The following is a 14524-nucleotide window of genomic DNA, read 5'->3' on the forward strand; positions in this document are numbered from 1 at the left end:
TGAACTTGAAAAGTCAGGATACAAGGAGAGAAACAGTCATGAACCGCTGGACGGGAAAGACCTCGGGACTCGAGGAGTGGCTGGAGCTGCTGAAGCACGACCAGGACATAACGGACAATATTACCCATTGGCGGACCATTCCGCCTCGCGAGGCTTGTACCGCGGCATTGCCTGCGGATCTGCATCCAAAGCTTGCGGAAGCGCTGCGCACAAAGGGGATTGATGAACTATATACACATCAGGAGACGGCCTATCGGTTCGTTCGAGAAGGCCATAGCATTGTTACGGTCACCCCGACTGCCTCTGGCAAAACCTTATGCTACAACCTGCCGGTGCTTCAGTCTTTATTAGAACAGGACGAAGGTCGCGCGCTTTATTTATTTCCGACGAAGGCGCTGGCGCAGGATCAGGTGGCGGAGCTTCAGACGCTCGCCGATCTCATGGGTGTTGATCTCAAGACGAATACATACGACGGGGATACCCCCCCGACTGTGAGGCAGGTGATACGCAACGCCGGACATATCGTCGTGACGAATCCGGACATGCTGCATTCGGCGATTTTGCCGCATCATACGAAATGGGTTAAGCTGTTTGAAAATATTAAATATATCGTGATCGATGAGCTTCACGCATACAGAGGCGTGTTCGGAAGTCACGTTGCAAATGTGATCCGCAGGCTTAAAAGAATTTGCCGGTTTTATGGGTCGACCCCGCAATTTATTTGTGCATCAGCGACCATCGATAATCCCGCCGAGCATGCGGCAAAGCTAATAGGCGAGCCTGTGCGGCTTGTAGATAATAATGGCGCGCCAACGGGCGAAAAGCATTTTATTTTTTATAATCCGCCTGTTGTGAACAGGCAGCTCGGCATTCGCCGCAGCAGTGTGCTGGAGACGAGGAAGCTGGCAGGCTTACTCCTGCGCCAAGGTGTGCAGACGATTGTATTTGCCCGCAGCCGGGTGCGCGTGGAGCTGCTGCTAACCTATTTGCAGGACATCATTAAAGACAAGCTTGATGCGAAGACGATTCGCGGCTACCGCGGCGGGTATTTGCCCAAGCTGCGGCGGGAAATTGAGCGCGGCCTGCGCAGCGGTGAAATTCGCGGCGTCGTCAGCACGAATGCGCTGGAGCTCGGCATTGACATTGGCCAGCTTCAAGCTTGCGTGCTGAACGGTTATCCAGGCACAGTGGCAAGCACTTGGCAGCAATCAGGACGTGCGGGACGCCGGCAGGGCAGCGCGGTTACTTTTTTAGTTGCAAGCAGCAATCCTTTGGATCAATATATGATTCAGAATCCTGATTTTTTCTTCAATCGCCCGCCGGAGCGTGCGCTTATTCATCCCGATAATTTGCTTGTGCTCATTGACCATGTGAAATGTGCGGCATATGAGCTTCCTTTTGAAGAGGGAGAGAAGTTTGGCGAGGAATCGCTTGCGGACATGATGGAGTTTTTAACGGAGGAAAAGGTGCTGCACCGCGCGGGCAGCCGCTGGTATTGGATGGAGCAATCGTTTCCCGCCCATAATATTTCGCTGCGCTCCGCGGCGCAGGAAAACTTCGTCATCATCGATATGACAGAGGGCAGCCGGGTACTGGGCGAAGTGGATCGCTTCAGCGCACCGACGCTTATTCACGAAGAAGCGATCTATATTCACGAGGGTGTGCAGTATCAGGTCGAGAAGCTGGATTATCCTGAAAAGAAAGCATATGTGCGCAAAGTCGATGTCGATTATTACACCGATGCGAACCTCGCAGTTGAGCTGAAGGTGCTTTACGTAGACAAGGAGCGCGAATCGGGCGAGCTGACGAGGCAGTACGGAGAGCTGGCGCTGAATGCGAAGGCGACGATTTTCAAAAAAATTCGGCTGCGCAGCCATGAAAATATTGGCTCAGGTCCGATTCATTTGCCGGAGGAAGAGCTGCATACGAGTGGCTACTGGTTCTCGTTCAGCGAAGAGGCTGCAGCGCGCAAAAGTAAAAATGAGATGCAGTACGCGCTGCTAGGCATTGCGAATGTATTGGTTCATATTGCACCGCTTTATCTGATGTGCGATCCCTATGATATTCGCGTCGTGCCGCAGGTGAAGGCTGTGCATACACAGAAGCCGACGATTTATTTTTATGACCGGTATCCGGGCGGCATCGGACTGAGTGAAAGATTGTTTGAGGTGCATGATGAACTGATCCGGCAGGCAAAGTCGCTCATTCGCGGCTGCACTTGCCTGAGCGGTTGTCCAGCCTGTGTTGGGCCGATTGAAGAGGTCGGTCTGCTTGGCAAAGAGCAGGCGCTAAAGCTTCTGGAAGAAGCGGAGGGAACTACATGAGCAGTTTGCGAGAGCGAATGAATCGCCTGCGCAGCAGCACAGGCGGAACGCCAGAAAGTGCAGTGCAGCAGCCTTCTAGAGGGTCTGATATAGAAACCCCTCTAGAAAGCTATAATGAAACCAATAAAGAAACTAATATAGAAGCGTATGAGCTTCACGATTCCCATACGGACGGCACTGTTTCGGAAGCAGAAGCAGGCACCGAGCAGCTTCCAGAGAGCTGGCTTGCCATGGGCGTTAAGCTGCAAACCAATGAAGTCGGCACCTTCTTGCTGCGTGAAGTGAAATATTCTGCGGACCATCAGCATGGCATTCATCGGCTTTCGGAGCTTGAGGAGGCCAGCAAAGGGCTTTCTGCTTTTCACGGGGAGCAGATTGGAGCAGAGCACTTGCTCATTCTGGATTTGGAGACGACCGGCCTCGGTGTCGGGACAGGCAATGTGCCGTTTATGGTGGGCATCGCCTACTGGCAGGGTCAGCAGTTTATTGTAGAGCAGGCGCTAATTCGCCACCCGGCCGAGGAACGGGCGATGCTGGCCTATTTGAAGGAAAAGCTGACGGCCTATGCGTATCTGGTCACGTACAATGGACGAACGTTCGATTGGCCAGTTATGCTGAATCGATTTATATTGAATGGCTTCGGCAGCAAAGTGTGGGCGCCGCTGCATCTGGATTTTCTGCATCCTGCACGCAGCGTTTGGCGCAATACGCTTACTTCATGCAGGCTCAGCCATGTAGAGGAAGAGCGGCTTGGCATTGAGCGTGTGGATGATGTGCCGGGTTCGCTTGCCCCGCAGCTGTATTTTCAATATTTAGCTGATCAAAATCCGGAGCCGCTGGCAGGCGTATTCCGCCACAATGAAATCGATATGCTTTCTCTCGCGAGTTTAGCGATCCGTTTTGGACATTTGCTGGGCGGCGAAGCAGGCTGCGGCCCGCTGCCGATGCCGGAAGAACCGGAGGAAATCGTGCGAACAGGGCTATGGCTGGAGAAGATGGGACAGGCGGAGAAGGCGGAACGATTATTTGCGGTGGCGGAGCAGCAGCAAGGCATGACGCTTAATGCCTTGCTGCTGCTCGCGGCACGTGACAAGAAGGCTGGAAATTGGCGGCGAGCTGTGTTATTGTGGCAGAAGGCTGTAATGTTGCCTCTCAAATTTGGGGCAAGCGATGACAGCGCCTTTATCGAACTCGCTATGTATTATGAACATAAGCTGAAAGATTATGAATCGGCTTTATTATATGCAGACGAAGCGCTGCAGATGGCGCTTAGTCATCCGCTTCGGGGGCGTCAGACTGCCAAGCAGCGGGCGGAGCTTGCAGAGCTTCGCAAGCGGTCATTGCGCTTGCAGGGCAAGATAGGAAGGAAGCTGGGGAGTCATGGGACATAATTTGCCTGAAATGCGAGGCTTGCTCATCGATCTCGATGGCACGCTTTATCATGGAAAGAGAAGAATTGATGGTGCAGATGCATTGCTGCGCAAGCTTAAAGAGCTGAACCTTCCTTACCGGTTCGTCACGAACAACTCCTCTGCCACGCCGGGAGACGTAGCGGAGCGATTGAACAGGATGGATATCCCGGCGGAAGCGCAAGATGTGTGCACATCGGCGCAGGCTGCTGCTGAATATGTGGCTTCCGTGAAGCCGGGGGCTTCGGTTTTTGTGATTGGGGAGGCAGGCCTGCGTGCAGCTATTGAGGGAGCCGGCTTGCGGTTAACAGAAGAACAACCGGATTTTGTTATTCAAGGTATCGACCGAGAGCTCAGCTATTCGAGGCTTTCGCTTGCGGTTCGCTATATTCATGGCGGAGCCCCGTTTATTTTAACGAACCCGGATTTGCTGCTTCCTTCGGAAGGTGGCTTAATGCCGGGGGCGGGTTCAATTGGAGCTATGCTGCAAGCAGCAGGGGGCAAGGAGCCGATTGTCATTGGCAAGCCTTCATCAATATTGATGGATTACTCCTTAAAACAGCTGGGCCTTCCGGCTGCGGACACTTGGGTAATCGGTGACAATCTGGCTACGGATATTGCGGCTGGCCGCGCTTCGGGCTGTGGGACGCTGCTCGTTTTGACAGGACTTACAACGGAGCAAAATTATAAGCAATATTCGGAACGAGCGGGCTGCGAACCGGATAAAATATGTAGAAATTTAGATGAGCTGATCTCTTATATTACAGAAACTGCGAACAGCTGACATAGAGATAGCGTACAGACAGGAAGGAAGCGAACAGCAATGCCGGAATTGCCGGAAATCGAAAATTATCGCGTATTATTAACAGAACGGCTCGCAGGAGACCGAATTACAGGCACACAGGTGCTGCAAGAGAAGCATCTAAATGTCTCCGCTGAGGAGTTTGATGAGGCGCTTGCGAATAGAACGATCTGGTTTGTAGAGCGCCGTGGCAAGCATTTACTGCTGCATCTTGACAACGGCAAGCGGTTGCTTGCGCAGCTCCATGCTGGAGCCGCGCTGTTTTATGGGCAAGGCGAGGAGCGCCCGCAGAGCGAGGCGCAAATCGTCATTCATTTGGAAAAGGGCAGCCTTTATGTTGCAGGAATGCGGCAGGGCTTCGTGCATCTTTTATCGGTTAAAGAAACTCAGCAGGTGCTCGCAGAGTTGGGGCCTGATCCTTTAGATAAAAGGCTGACGCTTGAAAAGTTTACCCAGCTGTTCCGTAAAAAACGCGGTGCATTGAAGGCTGCGTTAGCTGATCAGCAAGTGATTAGCGGAATCGGCTCATTTTATGCCGATGAAATTGCATTTGCTGCCGCCGTGCGACCAGATATCAAAATTCCGCTTATTCAGGAAGACGCATGGCAGCGTTTATATGAGGCGATGCATGTGGTACTGAAAGATGCAGCGGCTAAGGGAGGCAGCATTGAGCAGCCACTTACAATAGACGACAAGCTGACAGGCGGCTACTACACACAGCGCCGTGTCTACGAGCGTGCGGGGGAAGCATGCGGCACTTGCGGCACCCCAATTGAGGTAGTTGGCACTGCTGCGCGCAAGGCGTTTGTCTGTCCTTCCTGCCAGCCGGAGCAAGAGGAAAGCTAAAGTCGCGAACGGGGGAAACGTTCATGATTCATCTTTTTTTAGACGATTACAGGCATTGCCCAAAAGGGTTTGTCCTGGCTTTGACAGCTGAGCAATGCAAACAAATCATTGATACGGAAGACATTGATATTTTATCCCTTGATTATGATTTGGGCTGGAATCAGGATACGGGTGCGGAGGTTGTTCGCCATATGGTGAGCACGGGACGTTATCCGAAGCAGGTTTTCCTGCACACCTCCAGCGCAGCAGGGCGGGTACAAATGTATCAGATGCTGTACGCCAATGCGCCGAAGGAAACGAAAGTGCATAATGGGCCGATGCCGTTCTCGCTGCTGGAGGAAATTGCTTCATTGTAAAGGTTTGTGTGATGTTAGGGAGGTGGCGTTATGAGCCGGTGGATTGGTACGGCTAATCAAGGATATGCTGCCTATGCGGTAGAAGAGCTGAGGCGTTTATTAGGCCAGCTGAAAGTGACGCAGCTTGCGGCTGGTGAAGTGTTTTTATTTGAAAGTCCGCTTTCAAGGGAAGAAACCTTGGAAGCGGTTCAACGGCAGCTGCCGATTTTTTTGCGGCATTTGCAGCCGGTTGACCGCGTCATTGAGGGTAGCGGCAATGCGGATGATTTGGAAGAGCTATCCAGAGTGGTGAGGAATGCGCAGCTTTCTTTTGTGGACAAGCAGGTATCAATTCATTTGCGCAAGGCGAAGGTGACCGTCTACCCGTATTCTGCGGCGGATACGAAAGCGGTGCTCGATGCGGTGCTCGAAGAAATCGGTGCCGAAACAGCGAGACAAAAGCCGGATATGATTATTGCGATTTACGCGGCAGCAAGGCAGCTTTATGTAGGCTGCGGCACACCAGCAGAGATGTTGTCTGATTGGCCGGGTGGCGCTGTGCGTTTTCAACGGGAGGAAGGGCAAATTTCCCGTGCGAAGTTTAAGCTGCTCGAAGCGGAGCGGGAGTTCGGCCTGCACTATGAAGCATTCCAGCAAGCGCTGGACATTGGTGCAGCACCGGGAGGCTGGACGTCGCTGCTGCTGGAACGGGGCCTTCGAGTAACGGCCGTCGATCCTGGCGAGCTGCATCCTTCGTTAAATGGACATCCCGCTTTGACCTACCATAAGCGTAATGCTTCGGATGTTAAGCTGCCCGCAGAAGCATATGATTTGCTCGTCTGCGATATGAGCTGGAGCCCGATGCAAATGAGCAGGCTTGTGCTTGACCTGCAGCAGTCATTAGCGCGTGAAGCTACAGCGATTATTACAATTAAGCTCATGCACCGCAAGCCGCTGCAAACGATTCGAGATGTGTCAGAGCGGCTCAGCTCTGCTTTTACGATTGAGAGGGCAAAGCAGCTGTTCCACAATCGCGACGAAATTACATTATATTTAAAATATCGCAAGGCCTAGAATAGAAGCAATTCGTGATGAGCGCTCCAACCGGGGCGCTTATTGTCGATAAGGGGGCAGTTCCTTTGCGTAATATGAGAGCGCTTTATGCGAATTTGCGTATTAAACATAAGCTGTTCCTTCTCCTCTCCGCCGTCCTCTTAACCGTTGCGGTGCTTGGCGGCGTTCTTCAGCAATATGCCTTCGACATCTACGATCGGAAAATCTATGAGCAATCTGCCAAAGCGCTAAGTCTCTCTGCTGTAAGCATTGAGAATGAGCTTCGTAAAATCGAGCAGTTGTCCTATACGATTGCAACAGACACCAAAGTACAGGAATATTTGCGGACCATTAAGAGCGGTGGAACGGAATACGATAACTACGTGCTTCAAGTAAATATTCAGGACCGCGTCGTCAATTTGGGCGGCTTGGATAAATATATTCATTCCGTTCAGTTATATGATGTGCATGACAAGGCTTATGCAACCGGAGTGCGAACGATAAATTTGTCCGATTCAAGACTGGAGCGGCTTAAGCTGGAGACGAAGCGAAATGAAGGGGGCAATACGTGGGTAGCGCCAGGCGAAAGTGACAGCGCGTTGTCGGCAGCCCGTGAAATTCGCAGCTATAAAAATTTGGATATGGATTATTTAGGCACCATTGTCGTGCGCGTTGACGCGGTCAAGCTGTTCCATGATTTGTCGGCTGGCCTTGACAGCAGCGGAGCTAATATGATGATTGCCAGAGGTGCGGAATTAATATATCCGGACAAGGCCATTTTTTCTATCGAAGAGCTCTTAAGTTTGACAGCTGGCTCCAGCGGATACCGCATTATGGAGCGGGAAGGCAATTCCTTTTTTGTCACCTACGTCGCTTCCAACCGAATGAATTGGTATTATTATACGATCATCTCGTTTGATGATATTTTTCGCAATTTAGTATGGGTCAAAAATTTCGTTATCGCGGCTTTTGGCTTGCTGTTTATTATATCGGGCATATTTGCACTGCGAGTTGCTAATGGCATCACCAAGCCGATTGAACGGCTTAACGCCAATATGAAGCGCATTCAACTGGGGTATTTCGATTATGTGGAGGACCCGGCGGAGCGGGCGCTTGCGATGGATGAGGTTGGCCAAATGCAGCGCAACTTCCGCATTATGGTCGAGCGAATCAATGAGCTGATTCATGAAAACTATGTCAAGCAGCTTGCGATTAAGGATACGCAGTTCAAGGCGCTGCAAGCGAATATTAATCCGCATTTTTTGTATAATACACTAGATTCAATTAATTGGAGCGCCAAAATGAGCAATCAGCTGCAAATTTCGCAAATGGTGGAAGCGCTCGGCTCCTTGCTTCGCACGTCGATCAACTTGAAGGAGTCGATTATTCCACTGCGGACGGAGCTGGAAATCGTCAATCATTACATTACGATTCAAACGTTTCGCTTTGAGGAACGCCTCGACTTTAAGCTTGATGTTCCGGCGGAACTGCTCAGTTGTGGTTTGCCAAAGCTGGCGCTGCAGCCGCTGATTGAGAATGCCATTCATTATGGGCTGGAAGAAATGATTGACAGCTGTACCATTCGCATTCAGGCTTATACAGAGGGGGAGTACCTGTATATCGTTGTACGGGATAACGGTCCCGGCATGGAGCAGGCCTACGCAGATAAGCTGTTAAGCGGCGAGGTGCAGACGAAAGGAACGGGGCTTGGGCTGCGAAATATTGATGAGCGCATTAAGCTGCTGTATGGCGAGGAATATGGCCTTCATGTGAGCAGCCAGCCGAATGAAGGGGCGGCGGTCAGCCTGAAGCTGCCTTACGAAAGGAAGGATTAGCTTGTTCAAAGTGCTGTTGGTAGACGATGAACGGATTATTTTAGAAGGAATTTCACAAATTGTTCCGTGGACAAGCTCTGGCGCAGAGCTAATCGGCACAGCCAGAAATGGCCTGGAAGCATTGACTTTCATGGAAGAACAACAGCCAGATATTATTATTTCTGATATCAAGATGCCAGGCATGGACGGGCTTCAGCTCGTAGAACGGGTAAAAGAGCTGTATCCGCAAATTGCATTCATATTGCTTTCTGGGTTTAGTGAATTTGACTATGCGCGCACCGCGATGGCTTATGGGGTCAAGCATTATTTGCTTAAGCCTTGCAATGAGACGAAGATTACGGAGGCGCTCACCGAGGTTATCGAAGAGCTCCAGTCGCAGCTCACGCAGCATCAATTCGTTCAAACGATTCAAAGCGAGCTGACCAGAGTGCTTCCCCATGCGAAAGCGCAATTTCTTAAAGAGCTGGTTACGAATAAAACGTATGGCAAGCGCGATTGGGATACGTACCGCAGGATGTTTCATATTACGCATGACACTTTGCCAATCAGGCTCATATTGATGCAGGTGGAAGGAATGTTTGAATACGAGCATATTTTTGCGCTGACGAACATTGCCGAAGAAAAGCTTGGCGAGGAGATTGTGCTGCTTAGTACAACGATTGGTCGTCACGTCCTGCTGCTTATTCAGGAAACGGAGCAGCAGGAGCAGCTGTTGTCGCGACTGTCAGGCATGAAATGCACCTTCACTGATTTTTATAAGCTTGAAACGACGATTGCCGTCAGCGGTGCAGGGGGAATTACCGATGCACGTAAAATGTACCGCGAGACGCTTGAATGCCTGAACTTCCGCTTTCATGTAGGGGAGGGTGCGATTATTACGCCTCAGGATCTTTCTACCGCAGCGGCGGCACGGCTTTCGAGCTTTGACTATGACGAGGAGCAGCTCGGCATGGAGCTGAAAGCGGGAAACTGGGAAGCCGCGAGCGAGGAGCTTGGCCGTTTTTTTCAATTGCTCGCCGATCAGCGCATGGATACGGTGCTGACGAAATCATATGTCATTCCGCTCTTCGTTTCCATTGCACGGCAAAGCGCACCGGAACGATTAAACGATTATTTGCAAATGCTTGCACGGCTTGATGAGCTGGAGACGCTGAAGGCCATTGAAGCTTTCGTGAGTCAGGCGGCTAAGGACATATGCGATGCGAATTTTGATTCATTTGCAAGCAAACAATCGACGGTTATTAAAAAAATGATTGAAGTCATAGCATCCAATCTTGCTGATCCGGCATTGTCACTCAACTGGGTAGCCAATGAAATTTTATATATGAATGCTGATTACTTAGGCAAGCTGTTCAAAAAGGAAACGGGCGAGCGCTTTTCAGCCTACGTCATGAAGCTGCGTGTGGAGAAGGCGATGGAGGAAATTGTGCGGACGGAGGACGTTAAAGTATTCGAGCTTGCGGAGCGTTTTGGCTTCGGTGATAATCCGCAATATTTCAGCCAAGTTTTTAAAAAGCATACCGGCTATACGCCATCCGACTACAAGAGATCACTATAAACGTATAGTGATCTCTGTTTTTTTAACAAAAAAAGCGGTTTTCTTTATTAAGAAAACGCATACAAAACGCTATAATTTGATTTGTAAGCAACGTAAATAATCATTAAGAAGAAATAAGGGGGAATACGAAATGAAGAAGCAAGCTAAAAAAGTTGTTCTCGCCCTCATGGCGTCCGCACTCATGCTGGCTACTGCTTGTGGCAGCAACGCAGGAACGAATTCGGAAACAGGCACAAATGCAGGTACGAACAGCGGTGGCGGCGACAAGCCGATAACGCTTCGCATGGCATGGTGGGGTTCTGAAGCGCGCCACGAATATACGAAAAAAGTCATTGACCTTTACAAAACGAAAAATCCAAATGTAACAATTGAAGTTGAATATGCAAACTATGATGATTATTGGAAAAAAATCGCTCCGCAAGCAGCAGCAAATGAGCTTCCCGACATTATGCAAATTGATACTGGCTACTACGCACAATATGCAGGCAAAGGCCAACTGGCGGACCTAACACCGTATTTTGGCAAAGAAATTGATGTAACAAACATTTCTGAAAATGCTTTGAACGGTGGCAAATTGGGCGATGGCGTGTTCGGGATGAACCTTGGCGTCAACTCCCTCGGCTTCCAATACGATCCGGCAACGCTTGCCAAAGCTGGCATAGACAGCATTCCAGAAAATTGGTCGTGGGATGACTATCTGTCCATCGCGGCGAAAGCGAAGGAGAACGGCATTTATATCGACGGCGGCATGCGAGCAGAAGTTTTCTTCGGCTACTACCTCCGTACAGTAGGCAAGAAGCTTTACAACGATGCAGGTAATGGACTTGGCTATGAAGACGATCAATTGTTCGTAGATTTCTTTGGCAAACTGGCTGATCTCGTGAAATCCGGCGCAGCGCCAACTCCAGATACACTCGCTCAAATTAAGGGCGTTGAAGACGATATGACAGTAAAAGGCACGCAAGTCGGCGTATGGCAGTGGTCCAACCAGTTTGTTGCTCTTCAGCAAGCGGTTAACCGTCCTATGGAAATTGCTCCAATGCTGAACCCAGGAGCAAAAGAAGGCCTGTATCTGAAGCCAAGCATGTTCTTCTCAATTTCCAAAAACTCGAAAGCGAAGGAAGAAGCAGCTAAATTTATTAACTTCTTCGTTAACGATGCAGAAGCAAACAAGCTGATTCTCGGCGAGCGTGGCGTTCCAGTATCCAGTGTTATTAAAGAAGAGCTTAAACCGCTATTGTCCCCAGAGCAAGTTCAAGTATTTGATTATGTAGCTTGGTCGGAAGCAAACAGCTCCCCAATGGATCCGGTTGATCCTATCGGTGCTATCGAAGTATTTGCTTCGCTGAAAAGCTTGACGGAGCAACTGAACTACGGACAAATTTCGGCAGAGGATGCTGCTAAGAAATTTAGAAGTGAAGCAGAAAACGTATTGAAGAAAAATAAATAAAAGTTGGAAAAGCGGGCGATGGCGCTTGTTAGGCGGCCCATCGCCCTTCCCTTAAACCGACTTAATAGACTTCACTAGGAGCAGGAGCTGGTTATGATGAAATCATTGTCCTTGCGTAACAATCTGGTTGGCTATACCTTTATATCTCCGTTTGTCATTGGCTTTCTTATTTTCACCCTCATACCTGCGGCTGCGTCCCTTTATTTCTCCTTTACGGATTATGATTTGCTGTCAGCGCCGAACTGGATAGGGCTTGAAAATTATACGTCCATGTTTACCTCGGATGACCGCTATATGCAATCGCTTAAGGTGACTATGCTTTACGTGTTTCTGGGTGTTCCACTGCGGCTGATTTTCGCTTTATTCGTCGCTATGATCTTGAATACAACCTCGAAAGCTGTCGGGTTATATAGAACGGTGTATTATTTGCCTTCGATTATTGGAGGAAGCGTCGCAGTATCGATTATGTGGCGGAACTTGTTCGGTGATCAAGGGGTTATCAACGTGATGCTGAACTCGATAGGAATAGACAGTGTGCGCTGGTTCGGTGATCCCAATGCCGCATTGTTCATGCTCGTAACGCTATCGGTATGGCAGTTTGGTTCTTCCATGCTGATCTTCCTAGCTGGTCTGAAAAATATCCCGACTGAATTATATGAAGCGTCCGGAGTTGACGGTGCGGGCTTCTTTACAAAGTTTTTCCGTATCACATTGCCAATGCTGACGCCAATTATTTTGTTCAACCTGATCATGCAGTTGATTAGTGCTTTTATGACCTTCGTTCCAGCCTATATTATCTCCAAAGGCGAGGGCGGTCCATTAGATGGCACGCTGCTGTATTCCTTGTATCTGTTCCGTCAAGCCTTCGTGTTTTTCGATATGGGTTATGCATCTGCAATGGCATGGGTTATGCTCATCATCGTTGGTGTTTTGACAGCGGCAGTATTCGCAACATCGAAGCTATGGGTTCACTATGAAACGGAAGGAGGCCGCTAAACATGATATTGAAAAAATTTAAGTGGCCGATTTATCACATTTTCGTTGGCTTGCTGGCGATCGTTATGGTGTATCCCGTTATTTGGCTGCTCATGAGCTCTTTTAAGCCTAGTAATCTTATTTTCACAACTTCAAGCTCGCTCATTCCTGATCCATGGATTTGGAGCAACTACGTTACAGGTTGGATTGGGTCCTCTGGACAATCATTTATGAGTTTTATTACAAACTCGCTGAAAATCGTTATTTTTTCGACGATCGGTGCCGTATTGTCTTCGGCTTTTATCGCCTTCGGTTTTGCACGCCTGCAGTTTAAGGGCAGAGCGATCTGGTTCGCAGTTATGATGGTTACGCTGATGCTGCCGCATGACGTTGTACTCGTTCCGCAATACATTATGTTTTCCAAGCTGGGCTGGATTGGTACGATTTCGCCGATTGTTGTACCTCAATATTTCGGTGTTCCATTCTTCATCTTCCTGATGGTTCAATTTATTCGGACCATTCCAAGAGAGATGGATGAAGCGGCTACGATTGACGGAGTTGGAAAGTTCGGATTGTTTTTACGCATTATCCTGCCGCTCATTATTCCGGCGCTGGCAACAGCTTCGATTTTCTCCTTCTACTGGCGTTGGGAAGATTTGATGGGACCATTGCTTTACCTGAATAAACCAAGCTCTTATACGGTATCGCTCGGTTTGAAAATGTTCCTCGACAGCGAAAGTGTATCCAACTGGGGTGCCATGTTCGCGATGTCGATCGTAAGCTTGATTCCGGTTTTAGGCGTATTCTTCTTATTCCAGCGTTATATTGTTGAAGGAATAAGCACAAGCGGGTTGAAATAGTAATGATGAATAATGAGGAGACGAGTGAAATGACACAACTGCAATTTGATGAACAGCATTTACGTGTTGTGATCGATAAAGTCGTAGACCGTACGTTCCGTATGGATTTTGGCTGGGATTGGCCCGGCGGCGTCGCATTCTTCGGCGTATGTGAAGCTTATGAGGCAACGGGGAATGAAAAATACTTAACGCTGCTTAAAGAATGGGTGGACGAGAAGCTTGAGGACGATCTTCCTAAGCTTTCGGTTAATGGCGTATCGATTGGCCACGCTCTCATTACGTTGTACAAGGCAACCGAAGAGCGTAAGTATTTAGATATTGCAATTAAAATGGCAGATTATTTGCAAAACGATGCGGTACGGTTTGCCGAAGGCATTTTCCAGCATACGGTTAATTCTGAAACGTACAATTTCCCTGAGCAGGCTTGGGTCGATACGATGATGATGGCAGGTTACTTCCTCATTCGCATGGGCGAGCTTCTGGGACGGGAAGATTATTTGGAGGACGGACTGCTGCAATATCATGGTCATGAGCGTGTATTGCAAGACCCTATCAGCAACTTGTATTATCATGGCTGGGATAATATTGCACAAAACCATATGTCGAGCATTTTCTGGGCACGCGGCAATGGCTGGGCTGCGCTTACGATGGCAAAAGCGCTTCCGCTCATTGCAGTACAACACCCATCCTTTATGATTATTGAAGGGTCGCTGCGCGATCAGGCAGCTACGCTAGTGCGCCTGCAATCAGAGAAGGGACTCTGGCATACGATTGTGACCGACCCTACCTCCTATGAGGAAACTTCCGGTTCGGCAGGCATCGCGGCAGGCTTGTTCACTTTTGGGTCGCTGTACAATAAATATATCCAGAAGTCGATCGACGGTATTTTGGAGCAAATTACCGAAGATGGCGCAGTACAAGGTGTATCGGCTGGTACGGCTGTTATGAATGATGCGGAAGGCTATAAAGGAGTATCCTATAAACGGATTCAAGGTTGGGGTCAAGGGCTGACACTCGCTTTCCTGGCAACGGTGCTGCAATCTAAAAAACGCGAGTTTTCGTAGAAGATAGCCAAGG

12 protein-coding genes are annotated in these 14524 nt (G+C 49.3%); all 12 read left to right on the forward strand.

Features of this window, described 5'->3' with window-relative positions; all coding sequences use genetic code 11:
- The first annotated feature begins 38 nt into the window (after positions 1-38).
- On the forward strand, positions 39-2324 hold the full coding sequence (locus tag WH37_RS20880) for a DEAD/DEAH box helicase (RefSeq protein ID WP_046232554.1): 2286 nt from the start codon (positions 39-41) through the stop codon (positions 2322-2324).
- The gene (locus WH37_RS20885; RefSeq protein ID WP_046232555.1) at positions 2321-3715 is read left to right on the forward strand and encodes a ribonuclease H-like domain-containing protein; all 1395 of its coding nucleotides are present in this window, start codon (positions 2321-2323) and stop codon (positions 3713-3715) included. Before WH37_RS20880 ends, WH37_RS20885 begins: the two co-directional genes overlap by 4 nt.
- The gene (locus WH37_RS20890; protein ID WP_177217936.1) at positions 3705-4517 is read left to right on the forward strand and encodes a TIGR01457 family HAD-type hydrolase; all 813 of its coding nucleotides are present in this window, start codon (positions 3705-3707) and stop codon (positions 4515-4517) included. Before WH37_RS20885 ends, WH37_RS20890 begins: the two co-directional genes overlap by 11 nt.
- Positions 4518-4556: 39 nt before the next feature.
- Positions 4557-5381, forward strand: coding sequence for an Fpg/Nei family DNA glycosylase (locus WH37_RS20895; protein ID WP_046232556.1), 825 nt, complete (start codon positions 4557-4559; stop codon positions 5379-5381).
- 23 nt (positions 5382-5404) lie between these two features.
- Positions 5405-5737 carry a cyclic-phosphate processing receiver domain-containing protein gene (locus tag WH37_RS20900; RefSeq protein WP_046232557.1) on the forward strand — a complete coding sequence of 111 codons (333 nt, stop codon included), beginning with the start codon at positions 5405-5407 and terminating at the stop codon, positions 5735-5737.
- A 30-nt stretch (positions 5738-5767) separates the two neighbouring features.
- On the forward strand, positions 5768-6790 hold the full coding sequence (locus WH37_RS20905; protein ID WP_046232558.1) for an SAM-dependent methyltransferase: 1023 nt from the start codon (positions 5768-5770) through the stop codon (positions 6788-6790).
- 74 nt (positions 6791-6864) lie between these two features.
- Positions 6865-8604, forward strand: a complete 1740-nt coding sequence (locus tag WH37_RS20910) for a cache domain-containing sensor histidine kinase (RefSeq protein WP_046232636.1) — start codon at positions 6865-6867, stop codon at positions 8602-8604.
- A 10-nt stretch (positions 8605-8614) separates the two neighbouring features.
- Entirely contained in the window at positions 8615-10162 is a 1548-nt protein-coding gene (locus WH37_RS20915) for a response regulator (RefSeq protein WP_331458067.1), read from the forward strand.
- A 130-nt stretch (positions 10163-10292) separates the two neighbouring features.
- On the forward strand, positions 10293-11612 hold the full coding sequence (locus tag WH37_RS20920) for an ABC transporter substrate-binding protein (protein WP_046232560.1): 1320 nt from the start codon (positions 10293-10295) through the stop codon (positions 11610-11612).
- 87 nt (positions 11613-11699) lie between these two features.
- Positions 11700-12608, forward strand: coding sequence for a carbohydrate ABC transporter permease (locus tag WH37_RS20925; protein ID WP_414812085.1), 909 nt, complete (start codon positions 11700-11702; stop codon positions 12606-12608).
- A gap of 2 nt (positions 12609-12610) precedes the next feature.
- The gene (locus WH37_RS20930; protein WP_046232562.1) at positions 12611-13447 is read left to right on the forward strand and encodes a carbohydrate ABC transporter permease; all 837 of its coding nucleotides are present in this window, start codon (positions 12611-12613) and stop codon (positions 13445-13447) included.
- A gap of 29 nt (positions 13448-13476) precedes the next feature.
- The gene (locus WH37_RS20935) at positions 13477-14511 is read left to right on the forward strand and encodes a glycoside hydrolase family 88/105 protein (protein WP_046232563.1); all 1035 of its coding nucleotides are present in this window, start codon (positions 13477-13479) and stop codon (positions 14509-14511) included.
- Positions 14512-14524: the final 13 nt, after the last annotated feature.

Source organism: Paenibacillus algorifonticola (assembly GCF_000971975.1).
Classification (GTDB): domain Bacteria; phylum Bacillota; class Bacilli; order Paenibacillales; family Paenibacillaceae; genus Pristimantibacillus; species Pristimantibacillus algorifonticola.

What these genes read in the sequence shown, in the direction of transcription:
- WH37_RS20880 (WP_046232554.1), top strand. Translation starts at nt 39, where the DNA reads ATGAACCGCTGGACGGGAAAGACCTCGGGACTCGAGGAGTGGCTGGAG.
- WH37_RS20885 (WP_046232555.1), top strand. Translation starts at nt 2,321, where the DNA reads ATGAGCAGTTTGCGAGAGCGAATGAATCGCCTGCGCAGCAGCACAGGC.
- WH37_RS20890 (WP_177217936.1), top strand. Translation starts at nt 3,705, where the DNA reads ATGGGACATAATTTGCCTGAAATGCGAGGCTTGCTCATCGATCTCGAT.
- WH37_RS20895 (WP_046232556.1), top strand. Translation starts at nt 4,557, where the DNA reads ATGCCGGAATTGCCGGAAATCGAAAATTATCGCGTATTATTAACAGAA.
- WH37_RS20900 (WP_046232557.1), top strand. Translation starts at nt 5,405, where the DNA reads ATGATTCATCTTTTTTTAGACGATTACAGGCATTGCCCAAAAGGGTTT.
- WH37_RS20905 (WP_046232558.1), top strand. Translation starts at nt 5,768, where the DNA reads ATGAGCCGGTGGATTGGTACGGCTAATCAAGGATATGCTGCCTATGCG.
- WH37_RS20910 (WP_046232636.1), top strand. Translation starts at nt 6,865, where the DNA reads ATGAGAGCGCTTTATGCGAATTTGCGTATTAAACATAAGCTGTTCCTT.
- WH37_RS20920 (WP_046232560.1), top strand. Translation starts at nt 10,293, where the DNA reads ATGAAGAAGCAAGCTAAAAAAGTTGTTCTCGCCCTCATGGCGTCCGCA.
- WH37_RS20930 (WP_046232562.1), top strand. Translation starts at nt 12,611, where the DNA reads ATGATATTGAAAAAATTTAAGTGGCCGATTTATCACATTTTCGTTGGC.
- WH37_RS20935 (WP_046232563.1), top strand. Translation starts at nt 13,477, where the DNA reads ATGACACAACTGCAATTTGATGAACAGCATTTACGTGTTGTGATCGAT.